General features: G+C 53.1%; 21 protein-coding genes and 1 pseudogene. 15 read left to right on the top strand and 7 right to left on the bottom strand.

What is annotated here, in order from left to right; genetic code table 11:
- Positions 1-29: 29 nt before the first annotated feature.
- The 6 genes and pseudogenes from MTC_RS06045 to MTC_RS06020 all read left to right on the top strand — a co-directional run bounded on the left by MTC_RS06045 (position 30) and on the right by MTC_RS06020 (position 8,899).
- Positions 30-1,475, top strand: coding sequence for an AAA family ATPase (locus MTC_RS06045; protein WP_014405807.1), 1,446 nt, complete (start codon positions 30-32; stop codon positions 1,473-1,475).
- Positions 1,472-3,004: a vWA domain-containing protein gene (locus tag MTC_RS06040; RefSeq protein ID WP_014405806.1), complete on the top strand. Its 1,533-nt coding sequence runs from the start codon at positions 1,472-1,474 to the stop codon at positions 3,002-3,004. Before MTC_RS06045 ends, MTC_RS06040 begins: the two co-directional genes overlap by 4 nt.
- A 17-nt stretch (positions 3,005-3,021) precedes the next feature.
- A complete protein-coding gene (locus MTC_RS06035) occupies positions 3,022-3,570 on the top strand; it encodes a DUF2115 domain-containing protein (protein WP_014405805.1) in 549 nt (182 codons plus the stop codon).
- Between the two features lie 133 nt (positions 3,571-3,703).
- A pseudogene (thiC, locus tag MTC_RS06030) lies at positions 3,704-4,980 on the top strand (phosphomethylpyrimidine synthase ThiC).
- Between the two features lie 107 nt (positions 4,981-5,087).
- Positions 5,088-8,063: a phosphoribosylformylglycinamidine synthase subunit PurL gene (purL, locus tag MTC_RS06025; RefSeq protein WP_014405803.1), complete on the top strand. Its 2,976-nt coding sequence runs from the start codon at positions 5,088-5,090 to the stop codon at positions 8,061-8,063.
- A 2-nt stretch (positions 8,064-8,065) separates the two neighbouring features.
- Positions 8,066-8,899, top strand: coding sequence for a phosphoribosylformylglycinamidine synthase subunit PurQ (locus tag MTC_RS06020; protein ID WP_014405802.1), 834 nt, complete (start codon positions 8,066-8,068; stop codon positions 8,897-8,899).
- Between the two features lie 3 nt (positions 8,900-8,902).
- Here MTC_RS06020 and MTC_RS13300 read toward each other — a convergent pair whose 3' ends face one another.
- Positions 8,903-9,049 carry a hypothetical protein gene (locus MTC_RS13300; RefSeq protein ID WP_158308497.1) on the bottom strand — a complete coding sequence of 49 codons (147 nt, stop codon included), beginning with the start codon at positions 9,047-9,049 and terminating at the stop codon, positions 8,903-8,905.
- Positions 9,050-9,122: 73 nt separating this feature from the next.
- On the opposite strand from MTC_RS13300, the gene MTC_RS06015 reads away from it, so the two are divergent.
- Together MTC_RS06015 and MTC_RS06010 are read left to right on the top strand one after the other, a co-directional pair.
- Positions 9,123-9,485 (top strand): heavy metal-binding domain-containing protein, encoded by a 363-nt coding sequence (locus MTC_RS06015; protein WP_014405800.1) that lies wholly within the window; start codon positions 9,123-9,125, stop codon positions 9,483-9,485.
- Positions 9,486-9,580: 95 nt separating this feature from the next.
- Complete coding sequence (locus MTC_RS06010) at positions 9,581-10,369, top strand: CRISPR-associated protein Cas4 (protein WP_014405799.1); 789 nt, start codon at positions 9,581-9,583, stop codon at positions 10,367-10,369.
- Positions 10,370-10,377: 8 nt separating this feature from the next.
- On the opposite strand, the gene MTC_RS06005 is transcribed toward MTC_RS06010, so the two are convergent.
- Complete coding sequence (locus tag MTC_RS06005; RefSeq protein WP_048189085.1) at positions 10,378-10,956, bottom strand: hypothetical protein; 579 nt, start codon at positions 10,954-10,956, stop codon at positions 10,378-10,380.
- An 83-nt stretch (positions 10,957-11,039) separates the two neighbouring features.
- On the opposite strand from MTC_RS06005, the gene MTC_RS06000 reads away from it, so the two are divergent.
- Both MTC_RS06000 and MTC_RS05995 read left to right on the top strand, forming a co-directional pair.
- Positions 11,040-11,477: an NfeD family protein gene (locus MTC_RS06000; protein WP_014405797.1), complete on the top strand. Its 438-nt coding sequence runs from the start codon at positions 11,040-11,042 to the stop codon at positions 11,475-11,477.
- Entirely contained in the window at positions 11,477-12,622 is a 1,146-nt protein-coding gene (locus tag MTC_RS05995) for an SPFH domain-containing protein (protein WP_014405796.1), read from the top strand. The genes MTC_RS06000 and MTC_RS05995 overlap by 1 nt, the downstream gene beginning before the upstream one ends.
- A 52-nt stretch (positions 12,623-12,674) precedes the next feature.
- On the opposite strand, the gene MTC_RS05990 is transcribed toward MTC_RS05995, so the two are convergent.
- Positions 12,675-12,929, bottom strand: coding sequence for a hypothetical protein (locus MTC_RS05990; RefSeq protein ID WP_143767085.1), 255 nt, complete (start codon positions 12,927-12,929; stop codon positions 12,675-12,677).
- 186 nt (positions 12,930-13,115) lie between these two features.
- Between MTC_RS05990 and MTC_RS05985 the strand changes: the two genes are divergently transcribed.
- Together MTC_RS05985 and MTC_RS05980 are read left to right on the top strand one after the other, a co-directional pair.
- A complete protein-coding gene (locus MTC_RS05985; protein WP_014405794.1) occupies positions 13,116-13,601 on the top strand; it encodes a hypothetical protein in 486 nt (161 codons plus the stop codon).
- A gap of 3 nt (positions 13,602-13,604) precedes the next feature.
- Positions 13,605-14,099: a DUF2240 family protein gene (locus MTC_RS05980; protein WP_014405793.1), complete on the top strand. Its 495-nt coding sequence runs from the start codon at positions 13,605-13,607 to the stop codon at positions 14,097-14,099.
- Positions 14,100-14,101: 2 nt separating this feature from the next.
- On the opposite strand, the gene MTC_RS05975 is transcribed toward MTC_RS05980, so the two are convergent.
- Positions 14,102-15,070, bottom strand: a complete 969-nt coding sequence (locus tag MTC_RS05975) for a replication factor C small subunit (protein WP_014405792.1) — start codon at positions 15,068-15,070, stop codon at positions 14,102-14,104.
- Between the two features lie 132 nt (positions 15,071-15,202).
- Between MTC_RS05975 and MTC_RS12665 the strand changes: the two genes are divergently transcribed.
- Positions 15,203-15,820, top strand: a complete 618-nt coding sequence (locus tag MTC_RS12665; RefSeq protein ID WP_081476802.1) for a fasciclin domain-containing protein — start codon at positions 15,203-15,205, stop codon at positions 15,818-15,820.
- A 40-nt stretch (positions 15,821-15,860) separates the two neighbouring features.
- Here the strand turns inward: MTC_RS12665 and MTC_RS05965 are convergent, their stop codons facing one another.
- Positions 15,861-16,457 (bottom strand): winged helix-turn-helix transcriptional regulator, encoded by a 597-nt coding sequence (locus MTC_RS05965; protein ID WP_014405790.1) that lies wholly within the window; start codon positions 16,455-16,457, stop codon positions 15,861-15,863.
- A gap of 670 nt (positions 16,458-17,127) precedes the next feature.
- On the opposite strand from MTC_RS05965, the gene MTC_RS05960 reads away from it, so the two are divergent.
- Positions 17,128-18,627, top strand: coding sequence for a hypothetical protein (locus MTC_RS05960; protein ID WP_014405788.1), 1,500 nt, complete (start codon positions 17,128-17,130; stop codon positions 18,625-18,627).
- A gap of 36 nt (positions 18,628-18,663) precedes the next feature.
- Positions 18,664-19,290, top strand: a complete 627-nt coding sequence (locus MTC_RS05955) for a hypothetical protein (RefSeq protein ID WP_014405787.1) — start codon at positions 18,664-18,666, stop codon at positions 19,288-19,290.
- Between the two features lie 13 nt (positions 19,291-19,303).
- On the opposite strand, the gene MTC_RS05950 is transcribed toward MTC_RS05955, so the two are convergent.
- Complete coding sequence (locus MTC_RS05950; RefSeq protein ID WP_014405786.1) at positions 19,304-20,329, bottom strand: Coenzyme F420 hydrogenase/dehydrogenase, beta subunit C-terminal domain; 1,026 nt, start codon at positions 20,327-20,329, stop codon at positions 19,304-19,306.
- 446 nt (positions 20,330-20,775) lie between these two features.
- Positions 20,776-21,678 carry a CRISPR system precrRNA processing endoribonuclease RAMP protein Cas6 gene (gene cas6, locus MTC_RS05945; RefSeq protein ID WP_014405785.1) on the bottom strand — a complete coding sequence of 301 codons (903 nt, stop codon included), beginning with the start codon at positions 21,676-21,678 and terminating at the stop codon, positions 20,776-20,778.
- Between the last annotated feature and the right edge of the window lie 21 nt (positions 21,679-21,699).

Raw genomic sequence — 21,699 nt, 5'->3', positions numbered from 1 at the left:
CTCCCAGATATCGCGCGTCGGCACGGGGGATGCGACAAATAAGCGCTAAAGGTGATTTACTGAAAATCAGAGAAGAGTTCGAGCGACACTTCAAGGAGCGCACCGAGGAGATAAACTGCTCGCTGCTGGCCATGCTGGCCGGAGAGCACGTATTATTCCTGGGCCCGCCTGGCACGGCAAAGTCGCTCCTATCGAAGAGCATATGCGAGGCCATCGAGGGACGGTTCTTCTATTACCTGCTGACTCGATTCACGACGCCCGAGGAGATCTTCGGCCCGCTATCTCTAAAAGCTCTCCAGCAGGACGATTTCTGCAGGAAGACGGACGGCTACCTTCCAACGGCACACGTCGCCTTCCTGGACGAGATATTCAAGTCGAACAGCTCTATACTTAATAGCCTTTTAACCCTCCTGAACGAGCGTAAGTTCCATAACGGGAGCAGGGTCATCGACGTGCCGCTCCTCACCGCTTTCGGCGCCTCTAACGAGCTTCCAGAGGAAAACGAGAGCCTCGAGGCGCTATACGATCGGTTCCTGTTCAGGTGCCAGGTGAGATACGTGGAGGACGAGGCTAACTTCCTTGAGCTGATATTCAGCCCGGACCAGTTCAAAGCACGGGCCAGGCTGTCCCTGCAGAAGGTCCGGGAAGTCCAGGAGATGGCGAGGCGGGTTGAAGTTGAGGAAGACGCTAAGAAGATCATCCTCGAAGCGAGGAGAGAGTTTCGGGCAAAGGGCATCCACCTCTCAGACCGGAGATGGAAAAAGATCATCAACGTCCTCAGGGTCGCCGCCGCTGCCATGGGTAAGGAGAGCGTGGACAGGTCCATGGCGCTGCTGCTCCAGCACATGGCGTGGGACCGGCCAGAGCAGAAGGGCCAAATAAGAGACGTCCTCATGGACTTGATAATATCGGGTGGAGTGAGCCTCGAGAAGCTGAAAAATGAGGCCGACGACCTACTATCGCTCGTGCAGCGGTCCGTCGACTTTAAGTTTCCATTGCGTATCCGATGCTACGATTGTAACGAGGTGCTGGATAACTCGAAAAAGCTATACATCCATAAGACGCTGTATCCCGAGCACTCGTACTATGACCCTTACAGGATAAGCCTACACCTGCGCTATTTCGGCTACGCTGACCTCATTAAAGTGCTGCAGGACGAGTATGGCTGGAACTTCGTGGAAAACACGCCCCATCGCATCCGCTCCTACATCATGGAGCTGGCCGGCATGTTCGAGCGCCATGCCCAGGCACGCGTGAAGGTTGAAGAAGAGTCCGGAGATCTGAAGGGATTGCTGGACGCTAACATGTGGGTGTCGAGGAATGATAAGCTGGCCATCATGAATCGTTGCAATAATAAAGTAAGCTTGCTCAAGGATATAGAGCGTACCCTGCGTATAATCGAGTCCATGATCGAGCGGGATGGGCAGGTCAGCCTGATGGACAGGGTTGCTGCTTTCCAGGCGGGGGCCCAATGACGGCCCTGGATGGCATACTGAAGGAACCGCTGGACAGCGAAGAGATCATGGAGACCATCATACTGCCAAGGAATATCCCGCGTGGCGCCCGCGAGGAGATCGCCAGCATACTTTATAGGGAGATAGTGCTTGGCGAGGATTATGAGATAAGGGATGCCCGGCGCTTTATCGAGAGGCTGGGCGTCTTTTACCTTCTTTTTATATCCTTGAAGGCCTCGGGGGAGTGGGCGAAGCTGAAGTCCCTGGCCGGCGGCAGCCACGTCTCCCGCATCATCTTGCTAAAGATAATTTTAAACAGGGTGCTCGACCTGCTCGATAGCCCGGGCCTGATCGACCACATATGGAAAGGTGGATTGTCCGAGAGCATGCTGCCCTACTTCGAACAGTTCAAGGCCATGCTGGAAAAAACCATGGAACTATGGTATAGGAGGGTAAAAAGCGAAAGGCCCATATCATTAGAGGCGCCTTCATCGGTAGGCTTGAATGACGTGGGGCTTGTCGAGCAGGTTGAGCGCTATCAGGAAGACGACGGCTCGAGGCAGTTCATGGGCCTGCTGGCGAGGAATGCCCTGCTCGCCATATCAGAGAGCGTGAATGAGGTGGAGGGACACCTGGCCTCGCTTGAGACGCTCTCGCTATTGTTCCCGGGCAGGGGCTGGGACCACGCAATGCTGGAGCTGCATAGGGCATGCTATGCAAGCCTGGATAAGTATTCTAAGCTCGTCGAGCTTAACGAGGACTTAAGGAAGATGCTCGATGGCATTGGAAGGTCAGAGGCGGAGCCAGGCGTGAGGCGAGCGTCACCGGCAGGACATGGCCGGTCAGAGCTGTATTCAATTACGACGTCGAATGACCTGCAGCACATGCTGCCCGTCGAGAGCGTTAAGCTTCAGGATGAGACGCTAAAGGCCCTGTTTTTCGCCAGGTGGATTGAGGGTAAGCTGCTCACGTATCAATTAATTGGTAAGGGCCTTGCTGACGGCCCCCGGAAAAAGCGGGGGCCAATGGTGGCATTAGTGGATACTTCTGGCTCTATGCATGGCGCACCCGAGGCTATCGCCAAATCCGTAGTGCTGGCCCTCGTAAGGCGAATGCTTAAGGAGGGCAGGGACGTAAAGGTTTTCTTATTCTCATCCGTAGACCAGTACACCTGTATAGAGCTGACTGGCTCCAGAAGGATGGCATCCGAGTTTTTGGACTTCTTGAGCAATACGTTTGAGGGTGGGACGGATTTCAACACGGCGCTCAGGGAAGGCCTCGATGCGCTGAAGGAGCACGAGTATGAGAATGCGGACCTATTGTTCATCACGGATGGGCTTTCCGCAGTGTCTGACGAGCTCTTGCTCGCCAGGCTAGAGGACATGAAGAGGCGTAATGGCACCCGGCTTTATACCATCATCGTGGGCAATGACGATGCGGGAGGATTGAGCGACTTTTCCGACCACGTATTTATTTTGGCCCGCGCAGGTGCAGGAGGGTTTAATGGCCCCGAAATCGCCATAAAGCTCATATCGGCTAAGCATAAATAAGCCTTCGAGGCACCAATATGGCTACTCGCGGAAGGGCTGGCGAAGTCTTTAGCATGCTTAGGCCTCTTAAAAGGAAAAGCGAGCTTGGCGAGGCGCTTGCCATCGAGCTAGGCCGCCTTAGCGTGTTCGACCTTCAAAGGATTAGCGCCTTCGTGGAGGCCGAGGCCAATAAGGTCCCTTCGCCTTATCGGGAAAAAGTACGCCCCTATTTTACCGAGCAGCTATTCGGCAGCTATTTTAGGCTCATGCGCATGCATGGCGATGGCACGCTAAAGGCGATGGACGGGCGCATCAAGGATGAGAAAGCATTCGAGGAATATTGCCTGATGGCCATGGAGGAGAGCGAGAACCGGGATAGGGGCCAATATGGCTGGTATTATTACCTCGTATCCTGCTTCACCATGTTCGTGCTTGAGGAGCCAGGGCATCCTGTTGGGATGCCCTTCCCGGGCGGCTTCATCGTGGAGCGAAGGGGCGATAATTACTATTGCCCGATAAGGGAAAAGGAGAAAGACGTTCCGTTTGCCCTGTGCAACTTTTGTCCCGCCATGCAAAGCGAAATATAGTGAATGCTCCCACGGCTCTGCGGGCCTTCTTGACCCATGACCCATTATAGTAAAACAACTTATTTTGATTTAATGCAAGTTAATTTTATATATGAGTATATGTATCAAGCACTTATCAGAGGCCAGTATTATCATGAGTTTACTTGATGAAGCAAAAAAAAAGGCATCATAACGGAAGATATGAAAACCGTAGCAAAAGATGAGGGCGTAACCCCGGATTTTATCAGGCGTGGCGTTGCCGGGGGGCATATAGTCATCCCAATAAGCCCCTATCGTAAAGCGCGTGCCGTTGGGATAGGCAAGGGCTTAAGGACAAAGGTTAACGCCTCCATCGGGACGTCATCGGACATCGTAGACGTCGATGGCGAGGTAGAGAAGGCCAGGGCCGCGGAAGACTCTGGCGCTGACACGCTCATGGAGCTTTCGACCGGAGGCGATTTTCTTGACATCCGTAAGCGAGTATGCGAGGCCACTTCCTTACCAGTAGGCAGCGTCCCACTTTACCAGGCATTCATCGAGGCTGCAAGAAAGTACGGTGCAGTGGTGCACATGAAAGAGGATGACCTGTTTCGCATCACCGAAGAGCAGGCGAGGCTCGGCACGAGTTTCATGGCCATCCACACGGGCATAAACCGGATAACGGTGGAACGCCTAAAAAAACAGGGCAGGCATGGCGGGCTATGCAGCCGGGGCGGCGCTTTTATGACTGCCTGGATGATACATAACGACAAGGAAAATCCGCTGTACAGCGAGTTCGATTACTTGCTGGAGATTTTAAAAAGGCATGAAGTCACGCTGTCCCTGGGCAATGGCATGAGGGCCGGCGCAGTACACGATTCTACGGATAGGGCCCAGATACAGGAGCTGATCATTAATTCTGAGCTCGCCGATCAGGCGTTTAACTTTGGAGTCCAGACCATAGTAGAAGGGCCGGGCCATATTCCCCTGGACGAGATAGAGGCAAACGTCGTTTTGATGAAGCGGCTATCAAACGAAAAGCCGTTCTACATGCTTGGCCCGCTGGTCACGGATATAGCGCCTGGCTATGATAACATTGTTGCAGCCATAGGCGCATCGTTATCATCGGCCTATGGCGCAGACTTTATTTGTTATGTCACGCCCGCAGAGCACCTGGCCCTCCCTAACGCAGAGGACGTCAGGATTGGCGTCATGTCCGCGAGATTGGCGGCCCATGTAGGCGACATGATAAAATACGGGAAAAGGGAGCGTGACCTGGAGATGGGGCATGCCAGGAAAAACCTCGATTGGCAAAAGATGTACAGCTTGGCGCTAAACCCTGGCCTCGCCAGAGAAGTGAGGGCCAGTCGCATGCCAGAGGATAAGGAAGCCTGCACCATGTGCGGCGATTATTGCGCACTGAAAATTGTCCGCAAGACGTTTGGCTTTTGATATGCTCATAAAGGTATTTATCCCATGAAACGCGTACTCAACGTTGATGAGATTAGGCCGTGGATAAGCTTATTAGCAAGACAGCCGATTGTTTAGCTTGGGATATCATGCCATTCAGGATCGAGGTCGCACTAAAGCCAGGGTACAGGGACGCCGCCGGGGAAAGCGTCAAAGCTTCCATCAAGAGCCACCTGGGCTTAAGCGCAGATAGCGTGCAGACCATAAAGGTCTATACCGTCAATGCTGAGCTTACGGACGATGAGAAGAAGGCCGTGGCGTCCGGGCCGTTTTCTGACTCAATAGTACAGGAGTACTCGCTGGACAGGCCGCTGGCAAAGGGTTTCGACTGGATGGTAGAGGTAGGGTTCAGGCCAGGAGTCACGGATAACGAGGGCAAGACGGGAAAAGAGGCCATCGAGGATAGGCTGGGCAGGAAGCTGAAGCCCGACGAGTCGGTCCACACCTCCATGCAATACCTCATAAAAGGAAAGCTGTCAAGGCCCCAGATCGAGAGGATAAGCAAGGAGCTTCTCGGCAACGAGCTCATCGAGCGCTTCAGCATAATAGAGGGCAGCGGGTGGGATGGCAGGATTGAGCCTTACGTCCCGCTTGTCAGGGATGCCCATAAGCCGCAGGTTAGAGAGATTAATTTAGACGTGAGCGACAGGGAGCTCGTGGAGATAAGCCGGAAGGGCACGCTGGCGCTATCGCTCGAAGAGATGAGGCGCATCAGGGACTACTTTAAGGAGGCCAGGGTTCTTGAGGAGCGGAGGAAGGTCGGGCTGGGCGATAAGCCGACGGACGTGGAGCTGGAGTCGCTGGCCCAGACGTGGAGCGAGCACTGCAAGCACAAGATATTCAACGCCCACATTGACTATTATGAGGATGGCAGGAAGGAGTCCATCGATAGCCTTTTCAAGACGTACATACAGGGCTCTACTCAGGAGATAGCGAAAAAAGTAGACTGGCTCGTCTCTGTCTTTAAGGATAACGCGGGCATCATACGGTTTACTGAGGATTACAACGTTGCATTCAAGGTGGAGACGCACAACAGCCCATCTGCGCTTGACCCGTATGGCGGCGCAATTACGGGCATAGTGGGCGTGGACAGGGACCCCGCCGGCACGGGCATGGGCTCGAAGATAATAGCGCACACCAATGTTCTGTGCTTTGCGTCTCCATATTATAAGGGCAGGCTGCCGCCCCGCATATTCCACCCCAGGCGAATAATGGAAGGAGTGGTGAGGGGCATAAAGGACGGCGGAAACAAGAATGGCATCCCTACCATAAATGGAGCCATTTTGTTTGATGACAGGTATGGCGGCAAGCCTCTGGTATACTGTGGCTCCATCGGCCTCATGCCCGCCATGATAAACGGCAGGCCTTCACATGAGAAGAAGGCCGATGACGGCGATCTAATAGTCATGGTGGGCGGCCGCATCGGGAAGGATGGGATACACGGTGCGACTTTTTCGTCGGAGGAGCTGCACGAAGGCTCGCCGGCCACGGCAGTCCAGATAGGGGACCCCATCACGCAAAAGAAGATGCTCGATATGCTCCTCGAGGCCCGTGATATGGGATTGTATAAGTGTATCACCGATAACGGGGCCGGAGGCCTCTCATCCTCGGTCGGCGAGATGGCCGAGTCGGCGGGAGGATGCGAGCTACACCTGGAGAAGGCGCCGCTCAAGTATCACGGACTTGACCCGTGGGAAATCCTTCTATCAGAGGCGCAGGAGCGGATGACGCTGGCCGTGCCGCCGGATAAGCTCGACGACTTCATGTCGCTCTGCAGGCGCCGTGGGGTCGAGGCAACCGTCTTAGGAAAGTTCACCAATAGCGGCAGGTTCCATGTTTTATACGATGGCAGGACAGTGGCATACCTTGACATGGATTTCCTGCACCACGGCCTCCCGAGGATGAGCCTGACGGCGAAGTGGAGCGCCCCGAAGCACGATGAGCCGAAGCTACCCGAAGAGGGGCTGACAGGCTACTTGATGAGCCTGCTATCAGACTTGAACATCGCAAGCAAGGAGTGGGTGATACGGCAATACGACCACGAAGTCCAGGGAGGGTCGGTGGTCAAGCCACTGGTAGGCAAGGACAACGACGGCCCAAGCGATGCGGGGGTGATAAGGCCCATCCTGGATAGGATGGAGGGGCTGGCAGTCGCCAACGGCATCAACCCCTTCTACGGTGACATTGACACGTATCACATGACGGCCAACTCCATCGATGAGGCCATCAGGAACCTCATAGCGGTCGGCGCCAGCCTTGACCGCATCGCGCTGCTCGACAACTTCTGCTGGTGTGACCCCGTATACGACCCCGAGAAGACGCCGGACGGCCACTATAAGCTTGCCCAGCTTGTAAGGGCGAACAAGGCACTCTACGACTATACCATAGCCTATGGCACGCCATGCATATCGGGCAAGGATTCCATGAAGAACGATTACAAGCTGAAGGGCGAGGATGGGAAGGAGTATAAGATTTCAATACCGCCAACCATTTTGTTTTCAGCCATAGGCGTCATACCCGACGTGAGGAAGTGCGTTACCATGGACGCGAAGGCGCCAGGGGATATCGTGTTCGTCGTGGGCAAGACTAAGGATGAGCTGGGGGGCTCCAGGTTTTACGCCTTGCTGGGCGCCATTGGCAACAGCGTGCCAAAAGTGGATGCCATTACAAATAAAAAGACTTACCAGGCGTTGTCGAAGGCCATTGACGCGGGCCTCGTGGCATCCTGCCACGACTGCTCAGACGGGGGCCTGGCCGTGGCCCTGGCGGAGACGGCTTTCGCTGGCGGGCTGGGCATGGACATTGATCTATTAAGGGTACCTGCGGAAAGGCTCAACAAGGACGCCCAGGTTCTCTTCTCGGAGTCTGCGGGCCGGTTCGTGGTCACCGTGGCCCCCGAGAATGAGAAGGCGTTCAGGCAGGCCATGGATGGCGTCGAATGCGAGTCCATAGGCACAGTAAGGCCTGACGATAGGTTTCTAGTAAGAGGCCTAAAGGGAAGTCGCGTAATTGACACTATTATTGGGGCGCTGAAAGAGTCCTGGCAATACCCGCTGAGGTGGTAAGGATGGGAGTAAGGTCGCTTGTGCTTACCGGGTATGGCATAAACTGCGAGATGGAGACGGCTTATGCCAGTGAGCTTGCTGGCGCCGAGGCCACCATAGCACACATAAACGACGTCATCGATGGCAAGTACGATTTAGAGGACTACCATATCCTTAACTTTCCAGGAGGATTCTCATACGGCGATGACCTGGGTAGCGGCAAGGCGTTCGCCAACAAGCTCCTCTACGCAAGGACGCCGAGTGGCCCCATGATAGAGCAAATACTGAGATTTATCGAGGACGGCAAGCTGATAATCGGCATCTGTAATGGATTCCAGATACTCGTGAAGATGGGGCTTCTGCCAGGCTTCGACGGGAACTATAAGGAGCAGACTTGCACGGTATTCTATAACGATAAGGGCTTCAGGGACGCCTGGGTGTACTTGAAGCTTAACCCGGCCTCGAAGTGCGTATTCACAAGGGGCATAGAGAGGATGTATCTACCTATAAGACATGGCGAGGGCAAGTTCATCCCTGGCGACAAATCAGTGCTGGACAGGCTCTGGAGAAATGGCCACGTCGTCATGCAGTATGCGGACGAGGGCTACCGGCCTACGATGGAGTTCCCCATGAATCCTAACGGGTCGGTCGACGCCATAGCCGGCATCTGCGACGAGACGGGCCGCGTGTTTGGATTAATGCCACACCCCGAAGCATTCAACCACATCACCAACCATCCCCACTATGCCAGGCTGTGCCAGGAGCATCGGCGTAAAGGCGAGCCTCTGCCCGAGGAGGGCGATGGGATCCGCATATGGAGGAACGCCGTCGAGTACGCCCGGGAAAAACTGGTATAGGCATCAGGCGGCGGGCAGCAATATGACGAGCCTGTTAAATGCCATACTCCTCACCCAAAAGCTTCTGGATGTTGTGGACGTTATCGATGATGCGGGCTTTTTGATGACAGCCAGCATTAACAGGAGCATAACTTTAAGGTTAAAGCTCATCAATTATCATTGATAAACGCCCACGTGTAATAATTTATTACACTGGTTAAAGTGCTTAACAGGAGGCTCATGGATGGTTGATGACATCGTCGTGGTAAGTACCCCTTATGTATCGGGCTATAAGATATCGAGAACGTTAGGCTTTACCTGGGGCCTGGTCGTGAGAAGCCGCGGCCTTGGCGGCAACATAGTGGCAAGCCTCAGGACTATTTTCGGTGGAGAGATCCACGAGTACTCGGACTTGCTCAACCAGTCGAGGCAGCAGGCGCTGGAGCGCATGAAGGAACACGCAAGGGCAATGGGCGCTAATGCGGTAATAAGCGTGGGCTTTGACTCATCAGAGCTAGGGCAGTCCATGACCGAAGTGCTGGCCTACGGCACGGCAGTGGTCATCGAAAAGGAGAGCGCCGCCCCAAGCCCGGTAAGGCTCTCCTGACGTGGCTGTCGTTTATTAGTACAGCATTAAACGATATTCAGGGCAGACATGGCACTCGACGACAACTTTTTATGGTTATAATGTGATGGAATTATGTGCATAAATATGTAAATAAGTATGTCAGGGCATCTGATATCGCCTCGTATTACCTTTGCCCACGGCTCGTATATTTTAAGCGCAAAAGCGTCTCACCAGTGTCCGATGCTGAGGTGAGGGCAAGCATATTTAAGTCCATATCATATGCCCTGCCTTTAGTGATGCCATCAAATATGCCCGAATCCTGCCTCGACGAGGCTATCCGCCGCTCAGGCTCCGATGCCCTGGCCATTTATGGGGAGCCTTTTGGGCGGGCCATAGAGGCCGCATGCCGGGAAGCGATGGACAGGATGCCCGACATCTTGCGTGGCCTCGCACGCGAGAGGCAACTGCTCGGCGACTATGCGCTCATACGGCTATTATCCCCTGCTTCTGCCGCTTTATCAATATATTCTGATAGATTGCGCCTTTCCGGGACCATCGATAAGGTTGTTAATATTGAGGGCAGATTGATGCCAGTGATTATTTCTGCCTCTACGCCACCCGAGTCGGGCATCTACTCCTCGGACCGAGTGCGGCTCGCTGCCTATGCAATGCTCATTTCCGAGAGGTATGGCGTCGATTGCGGCCAGGGCGCGGTCGAATACGTCACCGGCTGGTGCCTAAGGCGGGCTGAAGTCCGATACGAAGACAAAAGGAGAGCGCTGTATGCCAGGAACCGCGTGCTTGAAATGGACGAGGGCAGGATGCCGGAAGCGATTAAAGGAAAATGGTGCGCGCGATGCGGCCATCACGAATCATGTAGCGTAAAGGCGTCCCTGCTCGATAGCATCTTTAAAAAGGCGTAAAGGCTTAGCTATCTTCTATTGCCATTACCATTGCCGGATGGCCCTTTATTATTGGCCTTCTGCGATATGGTCGCCACCATTCCCTGCGCGTTGCTCAAATCGCTCATCAGCGGAATAATGGAGTCCTCGTAAGCCTTTTTATCATTTGCCGCCCCTAGGCCAGCCGCACGCCCGTCCAGCTTCCTGGACCGGCCATCCAGCTTCTCTATGCTGGCGTTCATCTCTTCGGCCACTGCCACGAGCTGGTCGCCACGCATCACGCCATCCCTTAATAAAAGCGCGCTCAGCAGCTCCTTTCTATTCTTAACCTCCGACTTAAGCTCGTCGCACCTCTTTTGGATGAGTGATGCCTGAAGCGCCGGGTCATTTCTTGCCGCCTCGAACTCATATTCAAATATGCCATCTTTTATGTCCTGCTCGTGCGCCCCCAGAGTGCTATCGATTATGAAGTATAGGGGAAGGCTGCCGCTGCTTGCGTTGCCGTTGTCCGATGCCTGCATGGCGGACCCAGGGACCGCTATCGCTGCCCCCGACAATACAACAACCATGGAAAGCAAGGCCATTATCCTGACTGCCCGCATATCCATACCTCATAACCCATTAAACTTCAAGAGATATAAAGCCTCGGAAGAATAGATATATTGAGAGCTCTAATAATAGCTTGATCAATATGGAAATGGGTTGGGTTTTACTGCTAGTGGGGGCGTTGTTCCTCCTCATAGAAGTCGTATTGCCGGGATTCTTTGCAGTGGTGCCGGGCACCATCCTGGTGATCATTGGCGGGCTAATGATACTAATACCTGACCTGCTGTCCTATCCTTGGAGCCCTTTCTTGTTCGCAATAATAACGATAGTTGTGAGCATTGCAACCATAGCATTTTACAGGCGGCTGGCACCAGGGCAGAAGCCGCTTACGACCAGCATGGATTCGCTGGCAGGCAAGGTCGGGGAGGTAGTCAATGACATCGTGCCGGACACGATAGACGGCAAGGTGAAAATAGACTCCCAGGTGTGGAGCGCCACCTCTGACGAGTCTATCAGGAAAGGCGAGAAGGTCGCAGTGGTACGCGTATCGGGCGTGCACCTGTTTGTAAAGAGGGTATCGTGATGTTGTTACAAGTAGGTATTGGGTTTGAAGTATTGTTCGTCTTAATAACACTATTCGTGATAGGGGCAGTCATCCTTATCCTGGTCTCGGGTATACGCATCATACAGCCATACCAGCAGGGCTTGTGGATATTGCTGGGCCAGTACAGGGGGCGGCTGAACCCTGGCTTTAACTGGGTTTTCCCGCTGGTCAGCAACGTGATAAAGATGGACCTGCGCACCCAGGTGCTCGACATACCGAAGCAGGAAGTGATAACTAAGGATAACTCGCCCACAAACGTGGATGCCATCGTGTACATTAAGGTGGTTGACCCTGAGAAGGCATACTTCGAGGTTACCAACTACAGGATTGCTACTATAGCCCTCGCCCAGACGACGCTGAGGAGCGTCATAGGCGACATGGAGCTAGATGAGATTTTATATAATAGGGACCTTATTAATGGTAAGCTGAGGGACATTCTGGATAAGGCGACGGACGCCTGGGGCGTCCGCGTGGAGGCCGTGGAGATCCGTGAGGTAGACCCCGTGGGGCCTGTTAAGGCAGCCATGGAGGAGCAGACTTCTGCCGAGCGGCGCAGGAGGGCTGCTATTTTACTGGCTGACGGTAATAAGCGCTCCGCCATACTGGAGGCCGAGGGCGCCAAGCAGGCGATGATCCTGAAGGCGGAGGGCACGAGGCAGTCCAGGATACTTGAGGCGGAAGGCGCCAGGGTTTCAAGCATACTCCAGGCACAGGGCCAGGCTCAAGCGCTGCGGCTGATCTCGCTGGGAGCCGTCCCCCTGGACAAGAAGGCCTTGACCGTATTATCGCTCGACACGCTCGCGAAGATGTCCAGCGGGCAGGCCACGAAGATAATATTCCCCTTCGAGATCTCGAAGCTAATCGAGCAGTCGGCTAAGTATCTGGGGGCATCCGAGGAGAAAGTCCCCGAGGTGGGCGCGGCTACCGATGTGGAGCGCATCGTGGGCAAGCCCGAGGACGTCCTGGGCAAGATACCCAACCCGGATGAGCTCCGGGCAGAGGTCGCTGACATAGAAAAGCAGCTCAAGAAGGACCTGGAGGATACGGCGAAGACCACGAAGGACCTCAAGAAGATGCCAGGGGAAGACAAGCCATCCGACGTGCTGGAGAATGCTAAAAAGTAGGAGGAGTAAGGGGAAAATGGCTGGTGCAATGAGGCCACTTCCCCTATGACCTTTAGTTTATGAGCACGCCATATGCGTCCTTTTGCTTTTTGTTCTGAGCATCCACCGCCTTGCTGATATAAGGCTCGGGGGCGTTCGTGTCGACGAGCAGCTTCCGCTCAAAGCTATACCACTCGCTCCGGTCAACAGGGGTCACATCATATCCATGGCTGGATAGGTATTCGCGTATCCCGTGCAAGAACATGGACTTTAAAGCATCGATATCCATGAACTCGTTATCAACCATTAGCTCTACTATGTTTATCATATGCCTCATCCTTGAAGTCCGCGTAAAAGTACTAGAACCCAACTTATGTTTATAGCGGATTTACCCTTGAATGTCCGTGTTATTAACGCTTGAAGAGCATATGATACTACATATGTGGCGTACGTAAAGTTTATGGCGCTAAAACCCATTCAATTACTATAAAAACAGCGTAGGAGCATGGGTTTTATGGATAGGCTGTATTATCGTTTTCCCCAGAAAGTCGACCTCGAGCGGCATTATGGATTTAACCGTGATTTGAAGTACCTAACAAGGGTGATGGCGAGCATGTATGGAAAGTCTGGCCACATGGAGTTCGACACCGTCGGACCGAACGTTAAGAGGAATCCGGGCACAGTGAAGGCAAGGAGGGACGTGACCGTCCACATAGTGGAGAATAAGCTGGATTTCAAGCCGCTTAGCCAGATAACCCTTCCCGCTATCCTGCCGGAAGTCCCAGAAAAGGGAACGGTCGATTACAGGGTCACGGTCGGCTACACGTATATGGATAAGAATTATGATAAGATGTCGCTTGTAGACGACGTCTTCCTGGTGAGGGCGACGCTGGACGGCGACCTCACGCTGAAGATAGCCGGCATCCACGGGCAGGGAAGGACGCTGCCCGAGGAAGTCGCGGATACCATTGAGACGGTCATGGAGCATTTCAAGGAGTAAGCCGTGAGGCAGGCTTTGCCTTCTATCATGGAAGAAAAAGTGGATGTAGACGGCCTCAAAAATGCGATAGCTCACGTATTCAAGGGCAGGGGTAAGTCTCGCCTCAGCCGTACAGAGTTCACCTTTGCCCTGGCTTATGAGCTGAAATGGTTAACGCCTGATGAGAGCAGAGAAGCCATTGATATTGCATTAAGGGAGGGACTACTAAAAGAAGAAGGTGGAAAGCTCGTGCCGACGTTCAACGTCAAGGAGGCCCAGGTTCCGCGGGACTTCAGGTTGAAATTGACATGTAGAAGCCTGTTCGACAGGACCATCGACCTGCTTATATCGGCAGGAATGAGCCGTGAGGCCGCCCTTGAAATGGCCGCCAAAAAGCGAGAACAATACGGGGGGCTGGTGACGCCAGAAGTCGCAGCGCTGGCCATCGCAAAGGAGAAAAAACTTAGCGTAGAGGCTTATATCGATGAGGCATACGCCCAGCTAATCAATAATAAATAACCCTATTTTTTCATGGCCTCGCCATGCATCTTAAAGTGCGCCAGCAAAGCCTCTACCTGTATGCGCTCGTTCGCCCCTTCAGTGAGCCGGAAGTCGGCCTCGCCAATCCTGTCCACCAGGTCGACCAGCACGCCTTCATCCAGCCCAAGCGCGAACATGGCGGAATAGATCTGGTCGACGACATCGTTTCCGGAAAGTCCATACTTAATCAAGAGGTCGTCAAGCTTATTCCTCGCGTCCATGAACTGCCCGTTGAGGGCGAGCTTCAGCATGTCCTCTATCTCTTTAGGCCTGGCAATGCTCATGGTCTCAAAAACTACGTCAGCAGTGACGTGTTTCGTCACCGTCGAGGCGGATTGCAGCGCGTTGATAGCCCTCCGCATGTCCCCCCTCGCCACGTATATGAGGGCCTCCAGACCGTCAGGGCTGACCTTTATGTGTTCGCCCTTCTCGATGCGCCTGACCATCGTCTCGACGTCCTTCGGGCCGAGCAGGCCAAACCTGTAGATAGCGCACCTCGACTGGATCGGCTCGATGATTTTAGAGGAATAGTTGCATGAGATGATGAACCGGCACGTTGCTGTATAGCGCTCCATGGTACGCCTCAATGCCGACTGGGCGTCCGCTGTGAGGGCGTCCGCCTCATCCAGGAAAATGACCTTAAACCTGGCCTCCCCTAGAGGGGAGGTCCTCGCAAAATTCTTTATATTGTTACGGACGACTTCTATGCCCCGCTCATCCGAGGCGTTCAGCTCTATAAAATTATTCTGCCATGCATCGCCGAACATGTCCTTCGCCAGGGCGACGGCGCACGCGGTCTTCCCCACGCCCGGCGGCCCCGAAAAGAGCAGGTGCGGCAGGTTCCCGGATTTTACGTATGACTTGAGCCGCCTGACGATTTGCTCCTGCCCGATGACGTCGTCTAAAGTCTTCGGCCTGTACTTCTCAGTCCACACATCGTCCATTACCATCTCAATACTTCCACCATTATATGGTCATCCTATGTTTTAAAGTTTCCATCGGCGCGATTTCAGGCCTCCCTTCAACCCTTCTCAATATTTTGCCAAGCTATTTAACGATACGTACTATGTTTTTATCCGGGGATGAGAATGGATGGAGTAAGATGGATACCGGTATCGCTTGCTTTGCTTTTTATTATGATGGCGCCTGCGCAGGCTCAATTTTTTGACGGGCAGATATGGGACAGGCCACCCGGGCAGTTTATGCCGGACATGGGCGAATTCCCATTTCCAGGGATGGGCGGCATGATGCCCCAGAGAGAGTGGAGCGTCAGGGTACGGCTGCCGACACACGGAGCGGGCATGAGCGTGATGGACGCCCTGGAAAACGCGCGAGAGCTTTCAATCTTCACGGCCGCCGTGAAAGCCGCCGGATACGGCGAGAAGCTCAGAGGCCGCGGGGACTACCTGGTCTTCGCCCCGACGGACGGCGCTATCAAGAGAGACTTTTCCATCAGCGACGCGCAAGCCCTGCTCTCCGATAAGGATTTGACGCGGGGCCTTTTAGAGAACAGCATCGTTTATAAGCCAGCCGGGCAAGACCGTAGGGGTAATGAAAGCGACCTCGTGGCGCTCAGCGGCAAGGAGATCGTTATGCTCAGAAGCAAGAGCGGGGTCACGGCCAACGGCGCAGACGTGCTAAAAATACTCGGGGCCAGAAATGGCATGGTCATAGTGACCGACGGGGCCGTGGGAACTTAACATAGTGACCGATGGAATCGTAGGCATGAAATAATGCCCATTATATCACAAATGGGTCTTCCAGCCCATTGCCATATATAAGGACATGGTTATCCATGATCCGTTTATACATGGGGTCGTTAGCGCCTTTCATAGCGCTCCATATGGACATCGTGGCCACGAATATGGATACAGGCCTGCCCAGCTTTTCCTCGAGAGCCTTCCTGACCTCTGAGAACTTCCGGGTGTTTGAGAACTTGTCGATGGCCGACGGCGCCACCGCTATGAACTCGATATCGCTTTGCTCGTCAAAGCTTCCGTCCGCATACTCCCCATATAACGCAAACGATACGATGTTAGGGTCTGCCGAAAGGAAGGCTTCGACCGGGTTCGCCGACTGTACGAGCGCTATGCCATAGGCCTTCTTTAAGGAGGCGACGACGGGGTGCTCTTTGTTTAGCTGGTAAATATGTGCGAGCCCTTTTTCTTCTTTTATCACATATCCCATGTCCTCGAAATATTTCATCGCGTGGCTTACGCTCGCCGGGCTGACCCCAAGCTTTCTGGCTATCCCCTTGACGTGGTAAGAGGTATTCGGGTTAGACAGGAATAGGCCCAGTATTTTCATGTCTACGTACTTTTCGAACAGCGCTATCATGGAAATCGTTCAATAATGTAAACTATCGTTCATTACATAAAACTATTGGCTCGCATTATCATTTTATTCTAATAAAAGCGCCCAGTCGTGTAGTTCACCACGTCATATAAAATAGAGGATTTTGTAGCAAAAGAGAACAGGAATACGAACGATTTTAAGAAGGGATTTAATTTGAAAGATTTACACATCATATCATTGTTTCTAAAATATTCTACAAATATCAAACATACTATGGCCGGTGTAATTCTGGAAAATTTCCGCCAAGATGAAACAAGCTAACACCACCCCTCTCACCACAAAGAACACAAGCTAACACTAAGTACACAATTTTTTTAAATAATAAAGAGATTGTGTACCTAGTGTCTTTTATGTACCTCGTGGTGAAAAATGCCCGGCAGAATAGTAGCGTTTTTCAACAATTACTTTGAAGATACGTAAAAAGCAAAAATAAAAATAATGTAAAATAGCGTGATCATAACTTACTGCTTATTCTCAGCCTTAGCAGTTGCATCCTTGGCCTTGTCAGTTGCCGGCGCCTTTGACTTCTTATTCGCCTTTGCCATGAATGTCACCTCTAATCTCACCATATCTTAAAGTTCAAATATTTAAACGACTCTAAAGTGTTAAGGCTTAAGCGACATACTTTACAGATGTCGAAGGCGTCTTACCTATGGGCCTGACAAGTAAAGAGTGGAGCGTGCTTCTATACTTTATCGAGCGGGAAGGCTACGCGCCCGTCGGCAGCCCACAGCAAAAGCCGTTCATATCATACCCGGCCAAAATCGAGAGAGACCTGGGAGGAGACGTCAGCAGGGGATGGGCGGCAAAAATTTGCGAGGGCTTCGAAAAAAAAGGCATATTAGGAAGGATTATGGTCCGGCCTCCCAGGCAGAGCCATACGACGGCACACTATTACCTTAAAAGGGATCTGCCTGCATTTCGCCAGGTCGTTCGACACGTAATGGCGTGCGTAAGGCCCGCTGACATGCACGCACTTTTCGGGTACAGGTATTTCAGCGGCATGGCCTGCGAATCAATTATAAGGGAGGCCCTGTATGAAAAGGGCGTGGAGATGCGAAGGACGATAAGGCTGCCATTCTGGGATACGCCCGATGCGCGTCTTCTTTTCGAGCGATACGCGAAAGCATCGGGCATCGAAGAGGACTTTGACGGCTATATGTCGGGCTTAATCAATAAAAAGGACCATGAATGCCAGGAGTTCGACGAGATATCGCTGCGCTTGCCCGTATTTCCGGACAGCATGCCTAAGGAGGAGCGCGAGAAAGCCTTCGAGTCGCTCAACAAGGAGGAGCTAGAAAAATACCCGTTTATAAGGTTTGATTCTAGCGGAGTGAAAGACCATTACCAGCGCTATGAGAGGCAAAAGCTCATCCTGCCGATAATGGCGCTCATCCAGGTATCGCCATGCGCTATGGCGGAGTTCATTAATGGCGACTGGAAGCCTTTAGACCGTACCCCCAGGTTCGACCCGGAAGGCACGGGCACGATGGAGTACCTGCTTTTCAGGCTGCTCTTCAAAGCGCTCAACGACCTCGCCGCCACCAGGTCTATAGACGGCGAAGGGATAGCCAGGATGGCCTGGCTACGTAAAAGCAACAACGTGGTGAGCGATGACGGCGGGGACGCCCTGCTAACCATCGTCTTGAACGATGGCAGGAGGCTGTACTTTGATGGCGGCTTTGACACGGACCACGATATGGGAAGCCGTCCCGAGGAGGATATGGACTACTGGGTGAGGACCTGGACCGGGTTTGACGAGGACCTGTGCCGCGGCCTGCTATTCAAAGCAGAGGACGTCAAGGACGCATCCGCCCTCATCCGCCGGCTTAAGGACCCATGCGACCGGGTCGCTTCGCATATAGCCAGGAAATTTTCATTCGAGGCGCAGAGGATAATAAGCTACGTAGATGCCGATGGCACCCCTTCGCCTTCGCTCGTGCGCCGCCTCGTAGACGAGATTAACGAGGTGGTCATGGGCGAATGCGTTTACGATGAGATTACCTTTAAGGATGTGGCGCTGTCCGCCAGCACGCTGACCTTGCTGCGTAACAAGCTTTCGGGTGGAGGGGCCACGTTCGAGGATTACGTGCTAAACCATGCGCTTCTGTCCGACGCTTTTGCAGGGTGCCTGACGCATACAATAATATAGGGGCACCGATACATTAGCAAGGCTGAAGGTGGTTTCGTGGATATCTCTATAATCGCTTTATACGTCCTGGCCATTGTCGGCCCCCTCATGGTGTTTCTCACACATTACGTGGTGAGGGGGAGGAACAGAGATATGACCAGGCTGTGGTTCATCACGTTTTTCTCATATATGATTTATTATTGGCTCGCGAAAAGCTACGGGTTTTTTAACGACCCTGAGGGCGTCGTAGACATATTCTCACTGTTATGGCCCATAGCGGCGATATCGTCATTCTGGATATCAGAGCGGCTGTCGTATAAGGGCACTGGCATGCCGTTCTTCAAATGGATGACGTACTTCCTGGTCGCCGTCGTATTCGCCTTCCTGCTCGATGGCGCTGGCGGCGTCATGCACTGGTATACGTATAATCCGGAAAAGCTTGGCGCCTCGACTTTCATCAACCCCATTGGAGGGTTGGCCATGCCAGCGCTCATGCCTTTCTTGCTTGGCATCCTGATGATGGGCGTATTTTTCCTCGCGTTTAGCGTCTACAGAGAATTGAGGAAGAGGCGGATAGGCGAGACGTCTGCCACATTGCTGCTCGCTGCGCTCTCCATAGCGATGGGTGGCGCCCTCTGGGTGGCCAGCGACCTGGTACTGGGCTTTGTGAAAAGCGTATTATGAAAGGATAAATGGCTTAGAGCCCATTCTTTTTTAGCTTTAGCTTTCCGACCTTCTCTATTGCCGCCACGTCTACGCCGCCGGTCGCCTCGATGAGGCCGTTTTCCTCGGCTATCTCGAGTAGGCCTGCGCCTTCTGGCGTGCGGACGATGAGCGCGCTTGAGCCGTGGGCGCTGCCGACGCTTCCCACTGATACGTCTGCAAGCCTGGAGGTAAAGTCGTTGCACTTAAAGCATCCGGGCCTGACGAAATCTGTCAGGCTTGACAGCGGTAAAGCCCTCACCTCGCCGCTCCTGAGAGTGACGGTCAGCTTGCCCTCGCCCGCGTTCATCTTTGCTATGCGCCAGGATGGCACGCTAAGCCGCCTGGCGACCTCGGGGATGAGCGAGCTGTCGAACGATTCGAAGCAGAACAGGCCTATTAGGAACCTTACCTTGTGGGCGAGCCTTTCCGCGTACTCGTTTGATGACTTTCTCAGGAGGCCGATGGCCTGTACTGTGCATGGCGTGCCTACCAGCGCCACGCTTCTAATGCTTTCATCCTTAATGATGCCTCTCATGGCTTCCAGGATGCCATTTGTAGTATACTTGCTTCCGGCGGCCCTTTCCAGCCCTTCGGCATCTTCGATAATACATGGATAAGCATTAAGATCCCAGCGGTCTACGCCCATGACCACGGCGCGGTCTACCAGCTCTTCCTGTAGTGCAGCCTTTAGCAGTGCGGTGACTGCCCCGCCATTCTGGTATCTGCTATTGCCAGCCTTAGCTCTCACGCTTTTCATCTGTATGTATGGCCCCAGCACGTCTGGCGGCAGCTTTTCCATATTTAAAGGAATCCTCGGGCAAGCCTCCAGGCATGCCTTGCAATCGATGCATGGCGTTATCTGATATGGCCTTTCGAGCTTCTGGTCATATGCTAGCGTGTTTGCAGGGCACACCGTGATGCAGCCCCGGCACCCAGCGCATAAGTCTTTCTTCCATACGGCTTGCTCGAGCTCCTGGAATGGGAGGAGGGCAGGCGCTATGATGGCATTATTCAGCATGTACGCACCTTTAAATACTATTAATGTAGGTAAGCAACTTCCTAGTTTTTCGTCATGGTATATAATGTTATCGTATTACTGCTGTGTCCTATGAAAGACCGCTCAAATATGGATGGTTTTGTAGCGTGTCTTCTACTTCTAAGGCTTCTCTTTAGAGGTGGATGGTTTTGTAGCGTGTCTTCTACTTCTAAGGCTTCTATTTAGAGGTGGATGGTTTTGTAGCGTGTCTTCTACTTCTAAGGCTTCTCTTTAGAGGTGGATGGTTTTGTAGCGTGTCTTCTACTTCTAAGGCTGAAGGGGGCTTCGCTACGCTACGCCCCCCTCGCGGACCCCCTAGTTCGATTGCCCTTCGGGCAATCTAATAAGAATGGAACCATCGGGTTAGAGACTTAAACCCTATTAAGTCTCATGATTCTATTACTGGCCGGGGGATTTTGAAAATATGTTTACTCGGTTATATTATAGAATCCCAGCCCAAACGATGGCTTTGGCCCTGCGCCGATAAGCTCCCCGATTTTTAGGAGCCTTTTTGCCTCTTCGTCCATGCTTGCTATTTTGTATAAGGCCGTGCCCGTGTATGCGTGTATCTCGCCTTTTCCAGCCCGCTGTGAGGCCCTTTTAAGCTTGTGGAAGTGCATGGCGGAGGATTTTGTGTGGGCTGTGCACTGGAATTCCGGGATTTTCGTGCCGTCGCCATACTCGTTAACGTAGAGGATTAGACGCTGGCGGACCATGTCGATGAGCTTGTCGAGCGTAGGGGGGAACGCCCCCGTCTTCATCACCATGGGCGTCTCGAACCCTATCGAGACATAGTCGTCTGGCATGTCGTGGCCGTTTGCGTAGTCCATTATGTCGATGACTTTCATGGCTTCGACGTTGATCGTATTACCATCATAGACTCGCTGACCCGATAAAGCGCACCTTATCTCAGCTATATTGAACCGGTTGACCCCATACCTCCGCTCCGAGCCTATGCCATTCTGGCCGAGCATGCTAAGCCCCAGGATGGCGTGCGGCAAGTACCGTATGAACTTGCCGAAAAGAAGGATGCTGACGTCGAGGTAGGCGTCTTTTTCGACTGTGAAGCTTTTGCCAAAGAACGGGGGGACCAATACGATTGGCTTAGGCGGGGCGCCATAGCCCACCTTCGAGTCTTTTTTCATGTGAGTATAAAAGAAGATACAATCCCCACTGATCTCACAAGTGTAGCAATCCTTTTCCAGGTTTGGGCAGCAGGCCCTTCTAAGGTGTACCCCTGTGCCGCCCCTGAACGTGTTGCCCATCCAATAGGGGAAGGTAACGGGGCCGGGGAAGGTTAGGCGGGCGGAAAGCTTAGAAAGGGGGAGCATGGTAATCCTCAAATATTAACT

This window comes from Methanocella conradii HZ254, from assembly GCF_000251105.1.
Classification (GTDB): domain Archaea; phylum Halobacteriota; class Methanocellia; order Methanocellales; family Methanocellaceae; genus Methanocella; species Methanocella conradii.
This window is presented reverse-complemented; position numbering and strand designations above follow the sequence as displayed.

Coding starts and splice junctions, on each gene's coding strand:
- MTC_RS06045 (WP_014405807.1), top strand. CDS start 30: ATGCGACAAATAAGCGCTAAAGGTGATTTACTGAAAATCAGAGAAGAG.
- MTC_RS06040 (WP_014405806.1), top strand. CDS start 1,472: ATGACGGCCCTGGATGGCATACTGAAGGAACCGCTGGACAGCGAAGAG.
- MTC_RS06035 (WP_014405805.1), top strand. CDS start 3,022: ATGGCTACTCGCGGAAGGGCTGGCGAAGTCTTTAGCATGCTTAGGCCT.
- purL (WP_014405803.1), top strand. CDS start 5,088: ATGCCATTCAGGATCGAGGTCGCACTAAAGCCAGGGTACAGGGACGCC.
- MTC_RS06020 (WP_014405802.1), top strand. CDS start 8,066: ATGGGAGTAAGGTCGCTTGTGCTTACCGGGTATGGCATAAACTGCGAG.
- MTC_RS13300 (WP_158308497.1), bottom strand. CDS start 9,049: ATGAGCTTTAACCTTAAAGTTATGCTCCTGTTAATGCTGGCTGTCATC.
- MTC_RS06015 (WP_014405800.1), top strand. CDS start 9,123: ATGGTTGATGACATCGTCGTGGTAAGTACCCCTTATGTATCGGGCTAT.
- MTC_RS06005 (WP_048189085.1), bottom strand. CDS start 10,956: ATGGATATGCGGGCAGTCAGGATAATGGCCTTGCTTTCCATGGTTGTT.
- MTC_RS06000 (WP_014405797.1), top strand. CDS start 11,040: ATGGAAATGGGTTGGGTTTTACTGCTAGTGGGGGCGTTGTTCCTCCTC.
- MTC_RS05995 (WP_014405796.1), top strand. CDS start 11,477: ATGTTGTTACAAGTAGGTATTGGGTTTGAAGTATTGTTCGTCTTAATA.
- MTC_RS05990 (WP_143767085.1), bottom strand. CDS start 12,929: ATGATAAACATAGTAGAGCTAATGGTTGATAACGAGTTCATGGATATC.
- MTC_RS05985 (WP_014405794.1), top strand. CDS start 13,116: ATGGATAGGCTGTATTATCGTTTTCCCCAGAAAGTCGACCTCGAGCGG.
- MTC_RS05975 (WP_014405792.1), bottom strand. CDS start 15,070: ATGGTAATGGACGATGTGTGGACTGAGAAGTACAGGCCGAAGACTTTA.
- MTC_RS12665 (WP_081476802.1), top strand. CDS start 15,203: ATGAGAATGGATGGAGTAAGATGGATACCGGTATCGCTTGCTTTGCTT.
- MTC_RS05965 (WP_014405790.1), bottom strand. CDS start 16,457: ATGATAGCGCTGTTCGAAAAGTACGTAGACATGAAAATACTGGGCCTA.
- MTC_RS05960 (WP_014405788.1), top strand. CDS start 17,128: ATGGGCCTGACAAGTAAAGAGTGGAGCGTGCTTCTATACTTTATCGAG.
- MTC_RS05950 (WP_014405786.1), bottom strand. CDS start 20,329: ATGCTGAATAATGCCATCATAGCGCCTGCCCTCCTCCCATTCCAGGAG.
- cas6 (WP_014405785.1), bottom strand. CDS start 21,678: ATGCTCCCCCTTTCTAAGCTTTCCGCCCGCCTAACCTTCCCCGGCCCC.